This is a genomic window from Enterococcus caccae ATCC BAA-1240 (assembly GCF_000407145.1).
Taxonomy (GTDB): Bacteria; Bacillota; Bacilli; order Lactobacillales; family Enterococcaceae; genus Enterococcus_L; species Enterococcus_L caccae.
The window spans coordinates 485,755-507,392 of record NZ_KE136474.1; the positions used below are offsets into that span (position 1 = coordinate 485,755).

Below are 21,638 nucleotides of genomic sequence, written 5' to 3' on the forward strand. Positions count from 1 at the left end.
AAAAACCATGTAGATTGCTTCTGCTATTTGTAGTTTGTAATAATAAATTAGTGGTTCGCATTAAATTTACTTATTTTCATACGCCGTCAAATGAACCGTCAAAAATATTCCTCTAGCTCAATAACCTTAGCTTCTCAAAACGTAAGAAGATAAGGCTTTTTTATAGTACTAATCTTTGCAGAATTCTCTATTTTTCTGCCCTTTTTTAATTTCTTAAAAAAATAAACGATTGTTATAATTTTGAAAAGAAAAGTATTGTTTTAAGTAAGGATAAACGCAAATAAACGAAAGAAAGAAATGATATTTTTTGTCTATAAAAACGGTATAGATTTATTTATTTTTATAATAAGTATTATTTTAGAAATACTTTTCTCCATATATTTCTTAATAGACCGTCATTCAACCGTCAACGGTAGAAAATAAATACTAGTAAAATATGCTATATAAAGTTGTTTTTCTTATTTTATATAAGAATAGGAAATTCCTATTATCTAATTATTCACAGGTTTATGTGAGGCGTGATGATTAGAAGCTGAGATACTTTTATCTGTTTAGGGAATTTTATCAAATACAAATGGTTGGAATTTACTATATATAAAAATTAAGAGGAGGATTTTCTATTATGAGGAAAAAAATTATTATATTGACAGACACACTAAGTGCAAATGGACTGTTGCAGAATAGTTTGTTGAATATGGATTATGAAATAATGGTTTCAAAAGATATATTGACTCAACCAAAAGATAAAGAATTTTATTTTCTGCAAAATTTTGATCTTATCATTTATCAACAATCTATGTACAGCGGGTTAAAAGAATCATTTATAGATAATTTAGCACTACTAAACAAACCGATTGTTGTCTTAACGTTTGAATCAGAACAGGACAATAAGTCGAAATATCTGAATAACTCTAATGTGAGTTTTGTTCGCTATCCAATATCCGTCACTGACTTAGCGAGTAAATTAGCTACTATTTTTGAGGAGACGGCTAATCGTACAGATAAAAATAGTCAAGAAAGGGCAGTGGCTTCTTCTGGTAAGAATGGTGAGACTTTACAAAATCCTACCTCATTTTCCAATGTAGTCAAAGCAAAAAAGCAGTACTCATTTCAATTAAAAGATCGTACATTGATTATTGATAACTGGTTGATTCCATTGACTAAAAAAGAGCATCAAGTATTAGAGCATTTTATTAAGTCAGATCAAAGAGTCTTTTCAAGTCAGTCATTATGTGAAGCCATTTGGACAAATGCAAAGCAAAAAAATAAGCAGGCTTTGTTGAGTAATCTAATCAATAGAATCAAACAAAAAATAATGGAAAAAACATCGATTTTTGAACCGTTTATTCTAAATAAAAAAGGAATTGGTTATTACTTGAATCAAGAGTTTGTCATTCTAGATGAACAAAATGATGAAAAGATAAGAGAATTGTTAGTAGGTAGTATTTAACTCAAATAGGGTAAGTATAAGAAAGGAAGCGGGAGATTTGGCAATATTTAATAAAAAAAGCAAAAAAAAAAGAAACGATGATGAGTACGAAGAGTACTACGATGAATATGATGAGTACGACGAGTATGATGAGTACGATGAATATGATGATGATGAATTTGAAGAAGAGTCTTATGAACCACCTAAAAAAAGTCGTCCAGAAACTTCAAATAAAAGAGAGCGTTCGGAAAATATTATGAGAAAACAAGAGCAAGAAACACAACAAGAGCAAGCTGCTGTAATAGAGCATCTAAATAATGAGAATCAACAGTTCCAAAAAGAAGTACAACGTCAAAAAACAATGGCTGAGCGTTTGAAGGCGGAAGTTGAAAACAAACAGCAAGAAATCGATCAATTGACAATGCGTTTGACAAGTTCATCGAAGTCTAAGGAAAGAATTATAGCGTTAGAAGAGCAAGTCAGACAATCAGAAGAGCTGAGAGTTCAATTAGATGAACAGTTATTGGCTGAGCGCAATAAAAATCTAGAGACTGAAAAGCAACTACGGAATCAAGATCAAATGAAAAATCAAATTGCAGAAGTATTGATGGATGCAAAAGAAAAAGCACAGCAAATCATTGAACGTGCCACTATTGAAGCTGATCGAACCGTAGAAGCAGCTAGACACGAGACGAAAAAAGCAATTTCAGAAGCCTCGATCGAGTTAAAAATGATTAATCAGGAAGCGGCTAATTATCACACACGTATTCTTCGTCTACAAAGTGAAACAAGTGTATTGATGGAAGACTTGCTGAATAAATCTAGTCGGCTAGCAGACCAGTCATTAGACTAAAGGAAGGGGATCAAGAAGTGGTTTATCAAAATATTATGGTCGACATTTATCAAGCCGCTTCTCCAGCAGTAGGCGAGCGCCTTTTTGATGATGATATGTTACGGGATATCTATTACATTTGCGAAGAAATGTTTCAAAATAAAAATAAAAGGGTCCCATATCCTCAAAAAGAAGTAGAAGAATACTTTGAAGAGTTTCATACCATAATTTCTTTTTTTAAACATGTTGAGATTACATTAGATTTTGTCGATCTTGATTGGTCTGCTTTGTTGGATGAGTTGATTCATACCTTTCCCCAAATTGCTTGGATAGGCGGCTCTAAGGAAAAAGAGGACAATCGTGTTGTTTATTATATTGATTTTGTTCCTATTGCGTATAGAGAGAATGGATTTCCGTTTATGGTCAATCTGTTACAGTCATTGAGTCAGCAATTAAAGAATGATGAGGGAGACGTACTGGACTCCTTTATTAGTGAGATCGAAAGGCTCGTATCTAAGTTTATCCAACCTCTAAAGATAGCTAAATCAGAGGTAGTAGAAAAAACAGAAGTTGTAGAATACAGTGAACAAGATGAAAATTATTTACTAAAAATAGAAGAAGCTGTTAGTAGAGAAAGATATGCAAAAGAAAGAATGCGACTTGCCAACAAAAAGTTGGAAGTCGTAATTGATCAAATGGAGCGCCAAAATCTATCCAGAGCTATGAAAGAATTAAGTCGGCCAAGCAATGAGGAAAATGAAAATTGGGATCAGATTTTGAAAATTGATTTAAGAGAGTATTCACAACTATTGCAGAAAGCTAAATTTCTAGAGCAATCATGGATGATGAATAAAGAATTAGTGACAAAATCTGAGAAGATGACGATTTCGGATAACCAACTGACTTATGAAAGAGAACAAGTTAGGAGTTTTAAAGATTCAGTTTCAACAAACGAAATTTATTTGATATTAGACGAATGTAAGTTAATTGAATCTCGAGTAAAGATCAAAAAAAAATCATGGTTTCGTCAACCACATGTCCGGATAATGAAGATGGACTACGAAAGCATATTAAATAAAGCAGCCTATTTTGATCTTATACAGGGAGAAAATTATTTACTAGAACAGATAGTATTAAACGAAGAATCGGTTGTTGGTGACTAAAGTAGCACTACAAGTCAGTAGAGTTACACAATAATATTGAAAAAGTAATAAATAAAAAGGATTGGGAATAGTCGGCTTTTCCCATCCGCTACTACATAGTTTTTTTGAGTATTTGCCAATAAAAAAAGTAAAAAAGAACAATCTCAAAATAGCAAAGCAATAACCGCCAGTACACTAAGAGAAAGTCATGTGAGACACTTGGAAAAGGATTGATTGGAAAAAGGCAATTTTAGCCTGTGATTATTTGATTTAAACAGTTGCTAGGTTTGATTTTTCATCAAATATATACATATGATTTTATTATGTAGGGAGTTTAAAATTCAATGATTAAGAAACGGAAAATACTTCGCTTGATTACGATGATCGGATTTTTTCTATTCTCACTGACATGTCTATTTGCTGGATCTGATACGGGGATGGCTATTTCAGTAAAGCCGATTTTACCCCCAAATCAGCATGACCCGCAAGCGACATATTATGATCTTAGAATGAATCCAGGTCAGGAACAAGATTTGAAGATAGAGCTGATCAATACCTCAGAGAAAGAACAACAGGTTACATTACAAGTCAATGATGCTACAACAAATGAAACTGGAGACATAGATTATTCTGATCGATCGAACATCGTCTCTAGAGATAAGAGTTTGAAGATTGCTCTAAAAGATATTGCAACGACTGAGCCGGAAATAGTTATTCCTGCAAATAAAACAATTACAACAACAGTTCATCTAAAAATGCCGAATCATCCGTTTGACGGAATGATTTTAGGCGGGATCAAAGTTGTCTCATCAGAAAAGATCAAGGAAGAACAGGTTCCAACTAATAAAGATAATCAGGCAAAAAAAACATATATAGTCGCTGTAAAACTAACTGAGACTGATACGCCAGTTGAAGCTAAATTGAATTTAGTAGACATTATTTATTCAAATGAGTCGAATAGAGATAGTCTAAAAGCAACTATTCAAAATGAGCGAGCGGTAAATTTAGAAGATATTGAGTACGTAGCAGAGGTTTATGAAAAAGGTTCGGATAAAATCTTGAAACAAAGTAAGGTAACAGGTTACCGCATGGCACCTAATTCAAGTTTTACTTTTATTTTTGACGGAGAAAATAAAGAGCTTCAATCTGGAACTTACCAAATGCACCTGACTGCAAAGTCTAAAGCAACAAATCAGGAGTGGGAATGGGAGAAAGAATTTGACGTCAAAACGGCCAAAGCTAAAACAGTATCTGCGCCTAGTAGAAATTCAGAGAAAGATCACATAATGTTATACACTATTATTTTTGTGAGTACGTTTGTGGCATTACTATTACTTTTATTGATTTTACTGATTTCAAGAAAACGTAAAGAAAAACGCTATGAAGAAGCTTTGTATCAAAGAAACAAAAAACGTGATCGAAACAAAAAAAATGTTCAACACAATAGAAAGTCCCTAAGAAGAAAAAATGTTGGTGCTAGAAAAAAGAAAAAATACTCTACAAATCCAGAATAGCTACAAGAATCTGATAAACAAGCAACGAACTATTAGTCTGCCATCTTACAAGTAGGTATCTAATGCTATTTAGAGTAATGCCCATCAAAAACTGAATTAAGTTTTAAAACAGTTATCGATCAATGTTTTTAAATCATGAAAAAAGGATTTATAGTATAGCGATTTTAGGAGTTGGTGGACATGAACGAAGCTGAGCAAAATAGCCAAAAACAGGGAAGAAAAATCATAAAAAAATATATACTACATCAGAAAGTCAATCCAAGACTCTTAGGGGTAGAACTATTCAATAAACACTTAGTTACACCAAATGAAGCGTATCTGTCATGTAAATTGATTTTTAAAAAAGATGTTCAATCATTGATGGAGCTTGAGCAAATCACGCAAAGAATTCATGAAACGTGGACTAAAAAAAATACTGAGTTAGTCATAAAAAGAATCAATGTTTATACATCAACCGCCTATATTGTCCTAACCTTTACTATCGGTTTTTACGAAGAAGCACAGGTGAAACACTTACGGGAATTAAAAGAATGTGCTAAAGAAATTATTGAAACCTATGATAACGTCATCAAGCAGGAAAAAGAAGCGGAGTACAAAAGAAAAGAAGCAGAAATAAATAGCGCTTTAGACCAGTTCAGTCAACTGACAAAAAAAATGGATATTTTAGAGGATAGGCTTGCAAAAAATGAGTCAATTGTTTTAGATTCTGGAGAATTACTTAAAACTGAGCTTACGAAAGTTAGTCAAACGATTAAGGAACAAATGAATCAAGTTGAACACAGAATCACGACTGTCCAAGGTGATGCTAAAAAGAAAAAACAACTAATGGCAGAAATAAAGCCAGATTCTATAAAAACGAAACAAGTAGCTAAACGAGTTGTAGGTATAAAAAAAGACAAATATGTACTTAATCGTTCAAAGCAACTATCAAAGACTGTAAAAATTAAAAACGGTTTATTGATGCGTTCGCCAGAAAAAAAAGTAGAAAAAGAAAAATCAAATGAAAAAAGTGGCTTGAAAGGAACTGCTTCCAATCTAGAGTTGGAAGTTTTGAAGTATTTTACGAAAGATCAAAAATTGAATGGGAAACAGATGATACAAAAAAAAAAATTTTTGACGTTAAAAGCAAAAATAGAATTTATAGACTATTTGTGGATGTTATTGGAATTAGAAGGTAAAGAAGAGATTATTATCGCTAATAAACTAAGCTGTCGAGAATTAATTGAAGACTTAGGTCAGTTTATGGAAACTATAGAAAAAGTGACTGCTGGTCCTGCAATTTTTAATTATTGGGTCTATTGTTCACAAGAAATAGTAGTGAAACTAGAAGGATATGCGGCATTAAAAGATTTTTTAAGCAATTCATTAAAGTTAAATAACAATATTCTGGTGAACGAATTATGATATTTAACAACTCGATTTGAAAAAAAAGGGGGGATGTACAAGAAACTAGAACAGTTTCAGATGTATGAGCCTCTTTATTTTTCATTCTAATATTATGTGAATAGTATTTGTATAACAAAAAAAGGTGACTGCATACTTTCAAATATTTTCTTTTTTTCTATAATTTTTGAAACGAAGTAAAAAAAATAGTAATGCATACTTAGTTAAGAAAAACGAACGTATTGTAAGATCATAGTTGAGTTTAAATAAGTGTTTTGAGTGGACAGGAGAACATAAAGTAATTGACATTTCTAAAGATTTCATTTGCTTAAATCAATAAAAATTAAATTTTAGAAAGGACCTTGATCATGGCTAGAAGAGGAGAAAATATCTATAAAAGAAAAGATGGTCGCTGGGAAGGTAGATACATAAAAGGGAGACAAAAAACTGGGAAGATTCATTATGGTTATATCTATGGTTACAAGTACTCAGAAGTAAAACATCAACTTATCTTGAAAAAATATGAAAAACAAACGAACAGTAGTAAAAACCTTCTTCCTTATGAAGGACAATTGTTAGACTGGACAAGCTATTGGTTGGAGACATTTGTTCGACCGAAAGTTAAAAGCAGTACCTATGCGAGCTATAAAAACAAGATGAATGTTCATGTATTATCAACTATCGGTTCAATCAAATTACAAAAACTAAAACAAGCGGATATTGACACTTTATTGAAAAAAATGAATGGACGGCTAAAGGCGAGTTCTATTCGGTCGATATTTTCAGTATTGAAAAACTGCTTAAGCAAAGCAGTATCGCTAAAATTATTAGCAGAAAATCCCTGTATAGGGTTAGAACTTCCAAAGACAAGAAAGAAAACTGTGCAGGCCCTGTCTATTACAGATCAAGCGAAGTTAGTTAAAGAAGTCAGTTCAAGTCAGAAATTTTTCTCTATCATACTTGCTTTGCAGACTGGACTTCGAATTGGGGAAATATGTGGATTAAAATGGGAAGACATTGATTTTGAAAATAACACATTAGGTGTTAATAGAACAGTGCTTAGAGTTCAAACAGAAGATAAGGCTGGACGAAAGACAGAAATTGTGGAAGTAACACCTAAAAGCAACAACTCACAACGAAAAATTCCAATTACTGAATCATTAAGAAAAAAACTATTGGAACTTCAGAAAATATCTACCAGTGAGTATGTTATTTCAAATAAACATAAGGCTTTAGAACCGCGCACAATTGCATATCGTTTTCAAATAATTCGAAAAAAAATAGGATTGGAAAAATTTTCATTCCATTCTTTGAGACATACCTTTGCCACTCGTTGTTTGGAAGCTGGGGGAAATATTGCAACGATCAGTTCATTGTTAGGACACTCCTCAACAAAAATGACATTAGATTGTTATACAAACTCATTTTTTACAGAAGAACGTCAATTAGTAGAGAAGCTGGAATTTAATTAATGCTTTAGTTCTAATCGTGTGAATAAAAAATGTTGTGCTGCTTTGTTTGATAGACAAAGCAGCACGGGAATGCACTTTATATTGGTATAATCAGCTATTGGTATGATCGGAATAGATATTAAACAGTAGTTGCTCTAGATCAACAATATCTTTTTTTTCGTTATAGTTGCTCATAAAGAAAAAATATTTGCCACGTTTTTTGAGATGTGAGCAATCAACATTACTAATAACCAAGTCATAAACTTGATTGACAGCTAAGGATTCAGCTCGTGCAAAACCCGTCAATTCAACATATTTGATCCACCAATCTGTAAATTTTTTTTTGCGAAGTAAATCCCCCTCGATAAATATACCAACAGAAATTTTTGTTTTGGTGCATTCTTCGTAAAAGCGTATTGCATGAGCATATTTTGTGATGAGAACACTATCATGAGTTTCATCAATCAACATTCTTGGGTATTTATTTTTTAGATGATTTACGAGATCATGGACAGTTCTAGAATACGTGGTTTTATTCCTGTGGAAATCAGTGGAGTCCCAATAGTAATCAATATGACCTTTGAATAGCAAATGATGATAGCCACTAGAATTTAAATAATAACGAAGAGTTGAATCGTGTGTATGGGTCAAGCTCGTATTTGGATATTTTTTTTTCATAAAATCTAAGACTTCTTGATTTAAAGCTCGAATAAAAAAATTACTGTATCTCTCAACTAAATCAAGCTCTTTTAAGCAATGTGAATTAGCAGGGATGATTTCTTCACCAAGCATGAAGAGTAGCAGTAAGATGGTTTCGCTTGGAAGCATTTTAAAGGAATAATAAACTAGAAATGATCCAAGTGCTTGATTAATTTTTATGAATAAATGAGTTTTTTTCAAGGCATTCACAAATTTTTTCTGACTGTCGATATCTGATTTGTTGTTGAAAAAGGATTCTTTTTCACTGAAGTTTTGAATTTTTTTTTGAGCATTTCTTCTTTTTAACAAGCTTAAGTAGATAATAAGTTTTTTTCTAGCTAAGTTCGACAAGGAACTACCTAGAATATGTTGAATACTATTGACTGTTTCATAGATTCTGGGGTCGATATTAGGAATTTTTAAGTGATGTTTAGGATCTGTGACTGAATAGAGAGAGACGTAAAAAAAGCGAATTTGCAGCTCAGAACCTAACAGATACCCATTTTGGATGGATAAGTCAAATTCAAACAGTAAGTTGTTCAATTCATTGATTTTTCTGAAGTAGGTTGAATAACTAACGCCAATTTTTTCACATAGACGAGTAGTATCAATGCTACCGCAAAGTAATAATTCTTCTAAGATTTTATACATTGGTGCATGGACAATCAATTCATTATACAAAGTGTGAAGAGAATAATCCGATTTTGTTTGAACCGTGATAGTATACTTGCTTACTTCAACGGAAAAACGATAATCTGACTTTTTTGCTAAAGTTGTTAAACTTTCAATCAACTTAGCTAAAAAATAATCACCAATCCCTAAATGTTGTAAAACCTCTTTTTTTGTTGCAGTACCGCCAACTTTACTCAAGTAGATCAATAAGTCAATTTGATAAACTTCTAACTTTTCGAGTAAGTCAAATTTTCTCATAGTAAAACTCCTTTAAATGTCAGTATTGAGGTAAGAGGAAGAAGAGCCTAAAAGATAATAGTGATTGCTTTTACTTTAAGAGCTCAACTTTATTCTTACATTGACATTGTGATTATTATCCAACATATATAGTGTAAATACAATCTTATTTATGCTGATTTATTTTCATTTTTTTGATAAATCCTCTTGGTTGTTGTTTATATTTTATTGTTTAATATATAAAAAAACTGAATCAATAAAATAGCTTTGCTTGATTGTCCAAAAAATGGTATTGTATCTTTGTATGTTTATGTCTGTTTTTATGACGATTGATGACTATTTTTAGAAGGGATATGTCTGGAATGTATGAACTTGGAGATATTGTAGAAATGAAAAAGCCACATGCTTGTCAGGCGAATCGTTGGGAAATCATCCGAATGGGTGCTGACATTAAAATAAAATGTACGAATTGCGGTCATATCGTTATGATGACACGTCGCGATTTTGAAAAGAAAATGAAGAAAATTTTGGAAAAAAAACTAATAAAGGATAGTGAATGATCGATGGCATTAACAGCTGGAATCGTAGGTTTACCCAATGTAGGGAAGTCTACCCTTTTTAACGCAATTACAAAAGCAGGAGCAGAAGCAGCAAACTATCCGTTTGCAACAATTGATCCCAATGTAGGGATGGTTGAGGTACCTGATGAGCGCTTATTGCGTTTAACAGAGTTAGTGAAACCTAAAAAAACAGTACCAACTACTTTTGAATTTACTGATATCGCTGGAATCGTTAAAGGTGCAAGTAAAGGAGAGGGCTTAGGAAACCAATTTTTAAGTCATATCCGCCAAGTAGATGCTATTTGTCATGTAGTACGTTGTTTTGACGACGATAACATTACCCACGTTGAAGGACGTGTAGACCCATTAGCAGATATTGATACGATCAACTTGGAATTAGTACTGGCTGATTTAGATTCTATTACAAAACGCTATACACGTGTAGCTAAGATCGCTAAGACGAAAGACAAAGATGCAGTAGCCGAATTAGCAGTCTTAGACAAACTGAAACCAGTTTTGGAAGAAGGGTTATCTGCTCGTACGATTGAATTTACTGAAGATGAGCAAAAAATTGTTAAAAGCTTATTCTTGTTAACAGCAAAACCTATTCTATACGTAGCAAATGTGTCGGAAGATGAAGTAGCAGATTCGGATAATAATCCATATGTTCAACAAGTTCGTACTTTTGCAGCAAATGAGCAAGCAGAAGTAATTGTTGTTTGTGCACGTGCAGAAGAAGAAATCGCAGAATTAGATGATGAAGATAAAGCTGAGTTTTTAGAAGCGCTAGGCATTGAAGAATCTGGTTTAGATCAATTGATCCGTGCAGCCTATGATCTTTTAGGTTTAGCAACTTACTTTACGGCTGGTGAACAAGAAGTTCGTGCATGGACGTTCCGTAAAGGAATCAAAGCTCCTCAAGCTGCTGGAATCATCCATACTGATTTTGAGCGAGGATTTATTCGTGCAGAAACCGTTTCATTTGATGATTTAAATACGTATGGTAACATGCAAGCAGCGAAAGAAGCGGGCAAAGTTCGCTTAGAAGGAAAAGAATACATTGTACAAGATGGCGATGTGATGCTTTTCCGTTTCAATGTATAGAAAAAAATTGCTAAAAACTGTTTTTCTCCCTAAAAAATGTGTTAGAATACTTTTTAGGTAAAGACTGCTCCGTTGGCCACGGGCGAGGAGGACGCAAAAAATGGAATCAGAAGCACTTCGAGACATTGTTTCAGAAAATCGTGAACTTGAACAAAAATTGACAAAGAGAAATGAACAATACATCTTTGACTTAAAAAAATCATTGGTTGCTGCTAATCTTTCAGAAGAAGCACAGACACTTGCTTTACATGAAATTCTACCACATTTAGTAGAAGGTCAAAAAAGTGGGAAAACTGCGCGTCAGCTTTTTGGCACAGTGGCTGAACGTACAGAGTCTATTTTAAATAAACCGGAAGAACTTCCAGAATCAACGCCGGCGTTGATGTGGTTGGATAATACGTTATTGTTGTTCGGCGTGATGACAATTATGTTTTCAATTATGATGATGTGGTCTAAAGGCAAATCACAACCATTAGGATTGTTAACGTTAGTATTGGCATCAATGGCAGGTGGGTATGCCTTTTATCTGATGTATAAATATGTATACCAATATGACCGCCCGGGTGTGGATAAATCAAAGCGTCCAGGTTGGTTCAAAACAGGTTCAATCTTAGTTGGTGCAATGTTTCTATGGCTCGCTGTTTTTACAGGCTCCTCAATGTTGCCAGCAATCATTAATCCTGTCTTAGATCCAGTAATCGTAATCATTATTGGTGGGATTGCTTTAGGTACGCGTTATCTGTTAAAGAAAAAATACAACATGCGCAGTAGTTTGGCGCGTTAAAGAATAAAAGCAGAAGAGTTCGAAACAAAACGAAAAATAGTTTTGTTTCGAACTCTTCTTTTCAATTAATGAAGTAAGTAGAAGGTCTCGCTACCGTAGAGTCGTTAAATAGCAACCAATGCATCAACATACAAATTTAAAAAAGGGTTCATGTTTGAAAGAAAAGCCTCAGCACGCTACCATAGAGAGTAGGAATGAAATTTACAATTAATTTTCATTATGAAGAGGTGGATCAATGAAAGAATGGATCAGACAACATAGTCAGTTACTGATTATTCTAATTTTTTTTATATTAAGTGTATTATCTTTATATAGTGTTTATCTTCAAAAGGGTCATATTATGATTGGTGATGACTATCATTTTCATCAAAATCGAATCGAAGGCTTGGCTTCATCTTTGCAACATGGCATACTGTTGCCGAAGGTGAGTTACTTTTTCATCGGAGGATATGGATATGCATCGAGTTTATTTTATCCAGATTTCTATCTGTATTTTCCAGCAATTTTACGTGTATTAGGCTTTTCACTCGCAACTAGTTTTATTGTTTTTTCTATTGGGATAAATTTGGCTACATTTATTTTAACGTATGTATCTGGAAGATATATGAGGTTATCAGAAATAAAAAGCTTTTTATTTTCATTATTATATACCTTATCGATTTATCGGTTACAAGATTTTTTTAATCGCCAAGCTATTGGAGAGTTGCTGGCGATGGGCTTTTTCCCATTGGTTTTAGCAAGTTTATATCTATTAAAAAATGGAAAAGAGACAAAGTGGTTATTGTTAACAGTAGCTATGACTGGAATTGGTTTAGCTCATTTCATTTCATTGGAAATCGTCAGTATTTTTATAGGAGTGTATATTCTTTTAAATCTAAGGTACTTTTTAAAGAAAGAGATCATTGTTGCGATAGTAAAGGCCGCTGGGGTTACTATTTTGCTACTAGCTTTTTATTTAGTACCCATTTTTGAACAGATGAGTCATGTTACGTTCCAAGTAACGTCAAATCCGTTGACGTTGATTTCAGATAGAAGCTATTCTTTGATTGAACTAATAACCCATAGCTTTAAAAATAGCGTATTTCATGCTTCCTCAGCGAATATAGGTGTGATTCTGTTGTTTGGTTTGGTCATCTACACAGGGATGCTTTTTAAGCGAAATTCACCGAATCGTGAGTTAGTCGTTCTGGCTTTGTTATTTATGTTTATGACGACGGATCTTTTTCCTTGGCAACTCTTTGATTATACGCCGCTTAATACGATTCAGTTTCCCTGGCGTTTTTTATCGATCGTGACTTTGGTGTTAGCGTTTCTTATTGCAAATGATGATATAGGATTATTCAAAAAATTTCCAAGTAGTCAGATCATCTTAGTTCTGGTTATTTTTCTTGGTGTTGGGTTGTACGAAAAAGAAAGTATTGATACTGAAGGAAAACGTATCTTGTCACACCACTCATATGATCAAACGAATAGTTATTATATCGGAGCTGGACACGAGTATTTACCAAAAGAAGTTGATTATTCTACTATTAAAAAGAATAAGAAACGAAAAGTTGTGTATGATGCTTCTAAGGTAGAGGTTACAAATATCAAAATGGGCTTTGATTCGGTGGCTTTTGACTATCACACAAAGGATACGATAAAAACGACGATTACTATTCCGTTTATCTACTATTACGGCTATCAAGCTAAAATAATAAGTGATGGCAACACCAAAATAATTCCTGTATCACTAAACAAGCAAAATGGATTAGTAGATGTTCAGTTATCTAAGAAAGGTAGTGTCTCTATTTCTTATCAGACGACGTGGGCTCAAAAAATTTCATTGGGTCTGTCTGTGATGACTCTTTTAGTTTGTGCAATATGGAAAGTTGCGAGTTTGCGTTTTACTAAGCGGGAATCCAAGAAATAACCTTAGTTATCCTTTTATTTTGATAACAAAAAAATGAGAAAATACTCATGTTGAGAGAAACCAAAAGAAAATCTCTGGAAACAATGAAATGCGGTTGACTTACCTTTTATTATCTGTTATTTTCTTATATAAAATTAAATAGAGGAGTGGTCTAGAAAATGTCTAACTGGGAAACTAAATTTGTAAAAAAAGGTCTTACGTTTGATGATGTTTTATTGATTCCGGCAGAAAGTCATGTACTGCCTAATGAAGTGGATATGAGCATCCAACTAGCAAAAAATATTAAGTTGAATATTCCTCTAATCAGTGCCAGCATGGATACTGTAACAGATAGTAAAATGGCAATCTCAATGGCTCGTCAAGGCGGTTTAGGGGTTATTCATAAAAATATGAGTATTGCACAGCAAGCAGACGAAGTTCGTAAAGTAAAACGATCTGAAAGTGGTGTGATCATCGATCCATTTTTCTTAACACCAACAAATTTGGTAGCAGATGCTGAAAATTTAATGAGTAAATATCGTATCAGTGGAGTTCCTATTGTAGAAACGATGGAGAATCGTAAATTAGTTGGGATTATTACGAACCGTGATATGCGCTTTGTAACAGATTATCAAATGAAAATCGATGAAGTAATGACAAAAGATAACTTAGTAACAGCCCCAGTTGGGACTTCTCTAAAGGATGCTGAAAAAATTCTACAAAAACATAAAATCGAAAAATTACCGATCGTTGATGAAAACAATCGCTTAAGTGGATTGATTACAATCAAAGATATTGAAAAAGTGATCGAATTTCCTAATGCAGCGAAAGATGAACATGGTCGTTTATTAGCCGCCGCCGCTGTTGGCGTTACAAGTGACACATTTGAACGTGCTGAAGCTTTATTGGAAGCAGGCGTAGATGCAATCATTATTGATACGGCTCATGGACATAGTGCAGGTGTTATCCGTAAGATCAAAGAAATTCGTGATACATTCCCAGAAGCTACTTTGATTGCGGGAAATATTGCAACAGCAGAGGGAGCTAAAGCACTTTATGATGTAGGCGTGGATGTTGTTAAGGTTGGGATCGGACCTGGTTCTATCTGTACAACGCGTGTCGTTGCAGGTGTAGGTGTTCCACAATTAACAGCTATCTATGATGCGGCTTCTGTTGCTCGTAAGTATGGAAAAGCGATTATCGCTGATGGTGGAATCAAGTATTCAGGAGATATCGTAAAAGCTTTGGCAGCTGGTGGACATGCAGTTATGCTTGGTAGCATGTTAGCTGGTACAGATGAATCACCAGGTGAATTTGAAATTTACCAAGGTCGTCGTTTTAAAACATATCGTGGTATGGGTTCATTAGGCGCAATGGAAAAAGGTTCAAGCGACCGTTATTTCCAAGGAAGTGTCAATGAAGCGAATAAATTAGTGCCAGAAGGAATCGAAGGCCGTGTTGCTTATAAAGGTAGCGTATCTGACATTGTGTTCCAAATGATCGGCGGGCTAAAATCAGGTATGGGTTATGTAGGTGCTGCAAACTTGAAACAATTACGTGATGAAGCGCAATTTATTCAAATGAGCGGAAACGGATTGAAAGAATCTCATCCTCATGATGTTCAAATTACCAAAGAAGCACCTAACTATTCTGTAGAACAATAAATAAAAAAACACGTATGTCTTAATCGGCATACGCGTTTTTTTATTTATTGCACAGGACGTTCATCTTTAGAACCATAATACATATGCAAAGGCTTAGCCTTTTTTCCTAATAAATCGTTAGAGGGTAAAATCTCATAGCCTTCTCCTCGTAACCGGTCAATCACAGTCGCTACGGCATCAACTGTTTCAGGATGGATATCATGCATTAAAACGATTGTGTCATTATAAGCAGTCTCGTCAATTCGTTTGATGATTGCTTGAGCATTATGACTTTGCCAATCTTGAGAATCTACCGACCATTGAATGATTGGTTTTCCGATGATTTTCGCTACGTCTTTGTTTACAGCACCATACGGTGGTCTAAAATCAGTAGGAAGTTTCCCTATAGCGTGATAAATAGCTTTGTCTGTTTTTTGAACTTCATCTTTCACTCTTTGTGCATCCACGCCAGTTAATTGAGGGTGTGAGTAAGAGTGACTGGCTACTTCGTGACCTTCTTCGGCCACTCTTTTTACAAGAGCTTCATGTTTAACTACATTTTGACCTAACATAAAGAAGGTTGCTTTGACTCCTTTTTCTTTTAGAATATCTAGAAGTCTAGGTGTTGTTTCAGGATTCGGACCATCATCAAAAGTTAGTGAAATATACTTTTTATTCGGGTCTAAAGGCTTTGGCAAAACTTCTTTAATACTAGCGGGATCAACGAACTCTGGATTTACATAACCTGCAATCTCTTTGTAATCCAACATGATTTCTTTTTTGCCAGTTGGATTTTCTGGTAGACCTAGGCTGATTGCATCAGGGTGGTAGGTAAAACTAGTTCCATCTAAAGAAATCTTAGGCATATTAAGAATACTGTCGATAATAGCATTACCATCTGGGCTTTCAGAGAGTAATTTTTGTTCAATGACTTGCTGAACTGCTAAAATATTTGATTCACTCATGAAAATATCTTGTAATGTTAGTGGCTGTTTTGTTTTTTGATTCATAAAGGCTGTATTTTGACCTAATTCAGTCTTTTTATACCAATCTTCAGCATTGTAATTCCAAGTATAGATGTCAACTACAGGTTGATAACCAACTACATTTTCATTGATTTTAAGCATTTTTATATGGCCAACCAGTTTGATTGCAGTCTCTTTGGGGCTATCTTTTTCAATAGAAGCCATCAAAGTTGTTAATTCAGTCTTTGTTGCTAGCAATTGAGGGATTGAGTCAGAGGCAATAGGTTCATAAGTCAGTGTTTGAATAAGGCCATCTGTTTTCTCTTGTTCAGTACTTTCGAGTTCCTCATGTTTTTGAGATTCTCGAATTTTTGTTAGTAGTGCCGCTTCTTTTTGCTCATAATAACTATTGTCTTCAAGTTCGCTAGCTTCTTTTGGCTTATGCTGCATTGCATAGGTTGCATAAACACCACCGCAAATTAAAATAATAGAAATAGTTAAAATTGATATAAAAGTTATTTTTTTTGAAAAAACGTTTTTTTTCATTTCGCGACGGCTGTTCCTGGTTCCTCGTGGGTGATTTTTTCTCTCCATAGCGTTTGATCCCTCTAATTTATAAATTTGATTATTTACAGTAATCTAAATGTATCATGCCTATTAGGGACTTTCAACTGTCATTTTATTAAGGAAACGATTCTTTTGATTTATTTAATTTTTTTTATTAATCTAAAAAAATTATTTAATCAGTTTTAAATTGCCCATATAAGGAACCAAAACTTCAGGAATTGTCACTGTTCCATCTTCATTTTGATAATTTTCTAAAATAGCGGCAACAGTTCGACCAACAGCTAGACCAGAGCCGTTTAATGTGTGAGCGTATTGAACTTTATCATTTTCGTCTCGGTAACGAATCATCGCACGACGTGCTTGGAAATCTTCACAGTTTGAGCAAGAGCTGATTTCGCGGTAAGCATTTTGGGCTGGAATCCAAACCTCTAAGTCATACGTCTTAGCAGCAGAGAAGCCCATATCTCCTGTAGCTAATGACATAACTCGATAAGGGAGGTTTAACTTCTGTAAAATATCTTCCGCATTAGCTGTCATTTTTTCTAATTCTTCATAAGAATGGTCTGCATCGCTGAATTTCACCATTTCTACTTTATTGAATTGGTGTAAACGAATCAATCCTCTTGTATCACGGCCAGCACTCCCAGCTTCAGAACGGAAAGATGGGCTCAAGGCTGTAAAGTAGATAGGTAAATCTTTACCGTCTAAAATTTCGTTATTGTAATAGTTTGTCAAAGGAACTTCAGCAGTTGGAATCAATGTCATATCAGTGCCTTCTAATTGAAATACGTCTTCTTTGAATTTAGGGAATTGACCAGTTCCAAACATAGAATTGCTATTTACGATATAAGGTGTCATCATTTCAGTGTAACCATGATCATAAACATGCATATCTAACATAAAATTGTATAATGCTCGTTCTAGTCGAGCGCCTAAGCCTTTATAGTAGACAAAACGACTGCCAGAAACTTTTGCTCCCCGTTCAAAATCCAGAATGTCTAAACCTTCGGCTACATCCCAATGAGGTTTTGGGTCGAATGCAAAATGTCTAGGCTGACTCCAACGACGTACTTCAACATTATCTTCTTCGTCAGCGCCTACAGGTACTGAGTTATGAGGAAGGTTAGGTAATGTTGTAGAAATCTCTTGTAGTTTCGCGTCAATTTCCTCAATTTCAGTATCCATTGCTTTAATATTACCGCCAACTTCTTTCATTTCAGCGATTTTGTCCGTAGCGTCTTCCTTATTCCGTTTTAATTGTGCAATTTCAGCTGAAACATCGTTACGATACTTTTTCAGTTCTTCTGATTTCACTAATAAATTACGGCGACTTTCATCCAAACGTAAAAACTCTACTAATACCTCTTCTTTTACACCACGGGTTTTCAACTTTGCTTGTACTTCGTCAAAATTTTGACGAATCATTTTTACATCTAACATAATTACTCCTCCTTAAATATTTAGGTAATAATGCTTCACTCCACCTTGTACTTTTTAACATCGGTTCATTTTATTCCGTGAGTTTCAAAGTAAAAACCTAGCTGGGTGCGACCGAGCAATACTAGACCGCGTAGCTAAATAATAGTGTAGCAAAACAAAAAGCCACTCCATCCCTAGAAAAAAATTCTTGGGACGAAATGACTTGAATTTCGCGGTACCACCCAAGTTCAGCGTAATGCTGCCCTTGTATTGCAGATAACGGTTGCTGCCGGTTTGATTTATTTCATCAAACGCGAGTAACAGAGACGGACTTCTTTATAGTTGAATATTTGCTTTCACCACCGCAAACTCTCTTTGATTCAGTACTATAAATACTTTTTCTCTTTGCTTGTCATTAGGATACAAAACTTTTGTTGGGATGTCAACCTTGGTAAATCAATTCCTCTTCAAAGGTAAATGGATAATAAAAGATGTCCAATGATTATCAGAGGTTGCGTAGATATAACCACCATGTAAGGCTATAATACTTTGTGCGATAGCCAGACCAAGACCTGTTCCGCCAGTTTCTTGTGAGCGGGACTCTTCAACGCGGTAAAAACGATCGAATAATTGATCTAAAGATTTCTTAGGTATTGGCGGACCATCGTTTCTCACAGCGATTACGGCTTCTGTTCCAACTTTTTCTACATCAATAACGATATTTTTACCACCTTTACCGTATTTTAGTGCATTTGATAACAGATTATCGAAGACTCGTACTAGTTTTTCTGTGTCTCCATCCATTTTGATTGAGGCTGGATTCGCATTAACTTGAATGGTCATACCATTTTTATCTGCTTCAAGTTCAAAATCAGCGGCAAGTTGTTCAATCAGCTGAGCCATATCAAAACTGATTAAATTGATAGGAACTGAAGGTTGGCGAACTTTTGTATACTCAAAAAGGTCATCAACGAGTAGCTTCATCTGTTTTGCTTTGACGTAAGCTGTGTGGGTGTATTTCAATAAATCTTCTTGGTTATGGAATTGTCGATCTTCGATCAAACCTAAATAGCCAATAATAGAAGTTAAAGGTGTTCTAATATCATGACTCACATTAGTGATCAGTTCATCTTTGGATTTTTCTATTTTGCGTTCGTCTTCAATAGCAGCAACAGTACTGTCAACTAAACCATTGATACTGGTGACAACTTTAGCCAAATCACCACTCAACTCAAAAGGAATACGGTGGTCATAGTTGCCATCAGCGATAAAATGCAATTCGCTGATAATGTGTCTTAATTGCATTTGACGATAACGACGAATCAAACGCCAATACAATACGCTGACATCAACGATAAAGAAAATAGGAATCACAAACTTACTCAAACTCCAAAATAAATCTGTATTTAGTTCTTGGGCAAATGCACCTTTAGTCGCCCAGATGATTCCTTTTAATGTTTCACTGCCGCTAAGAATAACTGTAATTGAAACATTTAATAGAAGTAACAGGATAATCGTGACGATTCCTTCAGCAAGTAGTTCGCTAATTTCTTTCGATGTTAAGGTGATTCGTTTTTGCTTTTCGATCTTCTTTTGTCTAACGAGCATCGATCTTATATCCAACTCCCCAAACTGTTTGAATGACTTTTTCACCACCAGTTGCTTCTTCTATCTTATCTCTTAAATGACTAACGTGAACCATGACGGTCTTTGCAGAAACGATGCTTTCTTGCTGCCACACACGTTCAAAAATTTCATCAGCACTAAAAACGCGATTGGGGTGACTTGCTAATAGGTATAAAATCCCAAATTCTAATGCAGTTAATTGAATTTCTGTACCATCAACTGTCTTCACTTCATGAGAATCTTTGTTGATGATCAATGATCCAGTTTCAAGTACATCAGGTTCATCAGCTTTTTGTTGCATTTGACTACGTCTCAAAATAGACTTAACACGAGCCATAACTTCCAATGGGTTAAATGGTTTTGTAACATAATCATCTGCACCAGCAACTAATCCTTTAATTTTATCCATATCGGTTGTTTTAGCCGTTAGCATAATAATTGGAATTTGAGATTCTTTTCGTAATTCTTTTACCACCTGCATACCATCCATGATGGGCATCATGATGTCTAGAATAAGCAAGTCGATATCTGAGATTGTCCGAATCTTAGATAAAGCCTCTTTTCCATCATAGGCTTTTACCACTTCATAGCCTTCATTATGAATATAAATACTCAGCAGTTCCACGATTTCTTTATCATCATCAGCAACTAAAATTTTCATATCATTCATTTCCTCCATATATATAGTAGAATTCTTCCTCTTCATTCTAACAAAAAAATAGAAAAAATGATAAAAACAAGGAGAAGTTACGGGAAATTTAGAATATGTTACTAAAAATTAAGAAATAGGCTAAAAAAGATCGTTTTTAGAGTCAAAAACGAACAATAAAGAACAAAAGTAATAAAACAATCGGTAACGAAAAAAACTTTAAAAAAAGTGCAAATTTTAGTTGACCTAAGCGCATAATCTTGGTATATTATATCTTGTCGCAAGGCACTGAAGCAACACGCCAAACGATCAGAATAATATAACAATCCAACAGTTGAAAAAACTTTGGAAATCAGGTGAAAAACTTGTTGACAAACAATGACTAACCTGATAAACTAGTGAAGTTGTCATAAGAAACAAAAGACAGCTAAGCGAAAATAGAATAACAATCAAGTTTGAAAAAAACTTGAAAAATCAGGAAGAAAGTTGTTGACAAATAACAAACAACCTGATAAACTAATGAAGTTGTCGCGAAACATTCGATAACATCAAGCAGAAAAAACTTTGAAACTTTTTTAAAAAAGTGTTGACATCAAATCGAAGATTTGATATGATATAAAAGTTGCTGCGAGGTAACACAGTAGACCTTTGAAAACTGAACAAAGTAAGACGAACCAAATGTGTAGGTTGTTTTTACAACGGTAAAAACAAACAACAATTTTTAACAAAGCGAAGCAATATGCTAGCAAACAAATGAGCTTAACAATCGCAAGATTGTGTTCAACTTTTATTATGAGAGTTTGATCCTGGCTCAGGACGAACGCTGGCGGCGTGCCTAATACATGCAAGTCGAACGCTTCTTTTCTACCGAGTGCTTGCACTCGTTTGAAAAGAGGAGTGGCGGACGGGTGAGTAACACGTGGGTAACCTACCCATCAGAGGGGGATAACACTTGGAAACAGGTGCTAATACCGCATAATAGTCGACACCGCATGGTGTTGATTTGAAAGACGCTTTCGGGTGTCACTGATGGATGGACCCGCGGTGCATTAGCTAGTTGGTGAGGTAACG

General features: G+C 34.5%; 16 protein-coding genes, 1 rRNA gene and 1 other annotated feature. Of the genes, 12 read left to right on the forward strand and 5 right to left on the reverse strand.

Features of this window, described 5'->3' with window-relative positions:
- Positions 1–622: 622 nt before the first annotated feature.
- From I580_RS12685 to I580_RS12710, 6 genes are all read left to right on the forward strand, one after another.
- Complete coding sequence (locus tag I580_RS12685; RefSeq protein WP_010770231.1) at positions 623–1,450, forward strand: winged helix-turn-helix domain-containing protein; 828 nt, start codon at positions 623–625, stop codon at positions 1,448–1,450.
- 37 nt (positions 1,451–1,487) lie between these two features.
- Positions 1,488–2,282, forward strand: coding sequence for a hypothetical protein (locus tag I580_RS12690; protein ID WP_010770230.1), 795 nt, complete (start codon positions 1,488–1,490; stop codon positions 2,280–2,282).
- Between the two features lie 17 nt (positions 2,283–2,299).
- Complete coding sequence (locus tag I580_RS12695) at positions 2,300–3,424, forward strand: hypothetical protein (RefSeq protein ID WP_010770229.1); 1,125 nt, start codon at positions 2,300–2,302, stop codon at positions 3,422–3,424.
- Between the two features lie 323 nt (positions 3,425–3,747).
- The gene (locus I580_RS12700; protein WP_010770228.1) at positions 3,748–4,917 is read left to right on the forward strand and encodes a WxLIP family cell surface protein; all 1,170 of its coding nucleotides are present in this window, start codon (positions 3,748–3,750) and stop codon (positions 4,915–4,917) included.
- Between the two features lie 180 nt (positions 4,918–5,097).
- Positions 5,098–6,321, forward strand: a complete 1,224-nt coding sequence (locus tag I580_RS12705; RefSeq protein WP_010770227.1) for a hypothetical protein — start codon at positions 5,098–5,100, stop codon at positions 6,319–6,321.
- Between the two features lie 347 nt (positions 6,322–6,668).
- Positions 6,669–7,772 carry a tyrosine-type recombinase/integrase gene (locus tag I580_RS12710; protein ID WP_010770226.1) on the forward strand — a complete coding sequence of 368 codons (1,104 nt, stop codon included), beginning with the start codon at positions 6,669–6,671 and terminating at the stop codon, positions 7,770–7,772.
- Positions 7,773–7,862: 90 nt separating this feature from the next.
- Here I580_RS12710 and I580_RS12715 read toward each other — a convergent pair whose 3' ends face one another.
- Positions 7,863–9,380, reverse strand: a complete 1,518-nt coding sequence (locus tag I580_RS12715) for a helix-turn-helix domain-containing protein (protein ID WP_010770225.1) — start codon at positions 9,378–9,380, stop codon at positions 7,863–7,865.
- A gap of 341 nt (positions 9,381–9,721) precedes the next feature.
- Between I580_RS12715 and I580_RS12720 the strand changes: the two genes are divergently transcribed.
- The 5 genes from I580_RS12720 (at position 9,722) to guaB (ending at position 15,362) form a co-directional block, all read left to right on the forward strand.
- On the forward strand, positions 9,722–9,919 hold the full coding sequence (locus I580_RS12720) for a DUF951 domain-containing protein (RefSeq protein WP_010770224.1): 198 nt from the start codon (positions 9,722–9,724) through the stop codon (positions 9,917–9,919).
- A gap of 3 nt (positions 9,920–9,922) precedes the next feature.
- Positions 9,923–11,023: a redox-regulated ATPase YchF gene (gene ychF, locus I580_RS12725; protein ID WP_010770223.1), complete on the forward strand. Its 1,101-nt coding sequence runs from the start codon at positions 9,923–9,925 to the stop codon at positions 11,021–11,023.
- A 100-nt stretch (positions 11,024–11,123) separates the two neighbouring features.
- Complete coding sequence (locus I580_RS12730) at positions 11,124–11,807, forward strand: DUF1129 domain-containing protein (protein WP_010770222.1); 684 nt, start codon at positions 11,124–11,126, stop codon at positions 11,805–11,807.
- 235 nt (positions 11,808–12,042) lie between these two features.
- The gene (locus I580_RS12735) at positions 12,043–13,719 is read left to right on the forward strand and encodes a glycosyltransferase family protein (RefSeq protein ID WP_010770221.1); all 1,677 of its coding nucleotides are present in this window, start codon (positions 12,043–12,045) and stop codon (positions 13,717–13,719) included.
- A 158-nt stretch (positions 13,720–13,877) separates the two neighbouring features.
- Positions 13,878–15,362 carry an IMP dehydrogenase gene (guaB, locus tag I580_RS12740; protein ID WP_010770220.1) on the forward strand — a complete coding sequence of 495 codons (1,485 nt, stop codon included), beginning with the start codon at positions 13,878–13,880 and terminating at the stop codon, positions 15,360–15,362.
- 44 nt (positions 15,363–15,406) lie between these two features.
- Here the strand turns inward: guaB and I580_RS12745 are convergent, their stop codons facing one another.
- From I580_RS12745 to croR, 4 genes are all read right to left on the reverse strand, one after another.
- Positions 15,407–16,852 carry a polysaccharide deacetylase family protein gene (locus tag I580_RS12745; RefSeq protein WP_245558620.1) on the reverse strand — a complete coding sequence of 482 codons (1,446 nt, stop codon included), beginning with the start codon at positions 16,850–16,852 and terminating at the stop codon, positions 15,407–15,409.
- A 189-nt stretch (positions 16,853–17,041) separates the two neighbouring features.
- Entirely contained in the window at positions 17,042–18,313 is a 1,272-nt protein-coding gene (gene serS, locus I580_RS12750; protein ID WP_010770218.1) for a serine--tRNA ligase, read from the reverse strand.
- A 185-nt stretch (positions 18,314–18,498) separates the two neighbouring features.
- Positions 18,499–18,710, reverse strand: a binding site (T-box leader).
- Between the two features lie 38 nt (positions 18,711–18,748).
- On the reverse strand, positions 18,749–19,900 hold the full coding sequence (gene croS, locus I580_RS12755) for a sensor histidine kinase CroS (RefSeq protein ID WP_010770217.1): 1,152 nt from the start codon (positions 19,898–19,900) through the stop codon (positions 18,749–18,751).
- A complete protein-coding gene (gene croR / locus I580_RS12760) occupies positions 19,890–20,579 on the reverse strand; it encodes a response regulator transcription factor CroR (protein WP_010770216.1) in 690 nt (229 codons plus the stop codon). Before croR ends, croS begins: the two co-directional genes overlap by 11 nt.
- Positions 20,580–21,355: 776 nt before the next feature.
- On the opposite strand from croR, the gene I580_RS12765 reads away from it, so the two are divergent.
- Positions 21,356–21,638: ribosomal RNA gene (locus tag I580_RS12765) — 16S ribosomal RNA — on the forward strand; the annotation flags it as partial.

Coding starts and splice junctions, on each gene's coding strand:
- I580_RS12685 (WP_010770231.1), top strand. CDS start 623: ATGAGGAAAAAAATTATTATATTGACAGACACACTAAGTGCAAATGGA.
- I580_RS12700 (WP_010770228.1), top strand. CDS start 3,748: ATGATTAAGAAACGGAAAATACTTCGCTTGATTACGATGATCGGATTT.
- I580_RS12705 (WP_010770227.1), top strand. CDS start 5,098: ATGAACGAAGCTGAGCAAAATAGCCAAAAACAGGGAAGAAAAATCATA.
- I580_RS12710 (WP_010770226.1), top strand. CDS start 6,669: ATGGCTAGAAGAGGAGAAAATATCTATAAAAGAAAAGATGGTCGCTGG.
- I580_RS12715 (WP_010770225.1), bottom strand. CDS start 9,380: ATGAGAAAATTTGACTTACTCGAAAAGTTAGAAGTTTATCAAATTGAC.
- I580_RS12720 (WP_010770224.1), top strand. CDS start 9,722: ATGTATGAACTTGGAGATATTGTAGAAATGAAAAAGCCACATGCTTGT.
- ychF (WP_010770223.1), top strand. CDS start 9,923: ATGGCATTAACAGCTGGAATCGTAGGTTTACCCAATGTAGGGAAGTCT.
- I580_RS12730 (WP_010770222.1), top strand. CDS start 11,124: ATGGAATCAGAAGCACTTCGAGACATTGTTTCAGAAAATCGTGAACTT.
- I580_RS12735 (WP_010770221.1), top strand. CDS start 12,043: ATGAAAGAATGGATCAGACAACATAGTCAGTTACTGATTATTCTAATT.
- guaB (WP_010770220.1), top strand. CDS start 13,878: ATGTCTAACTGGGAAACTAAATTTGTAAAAAAAGGTCTTACGTTTGAT.
- I580_RS12745 (WP_245558620.1), bottom strand. CDS start 16,852: ATGAAAAAAAACGTTTTTTCAAAAAAAATAACTTTTATATCAATTTTA.
- serS (WP_010770218.1), bottom strand. CDS start 18,313: ATGTTAGATGTAAAAATGATTCGTCAAAATTTTGACGAAGTACAAGCA.
- croS (WP_010770217.1), bottom strand. CDS start 19,900: ATGCTCGTTAGACAAAAGAAGATCGAAAAGCAAAAACGAATCACCTTA.
- croR (WP_010770216.1), bottom strand. CDS start 20,579: ATGAAAATTTTAGTTGCTGATGATGATAAAGAAATCGTGGAACTGCTG.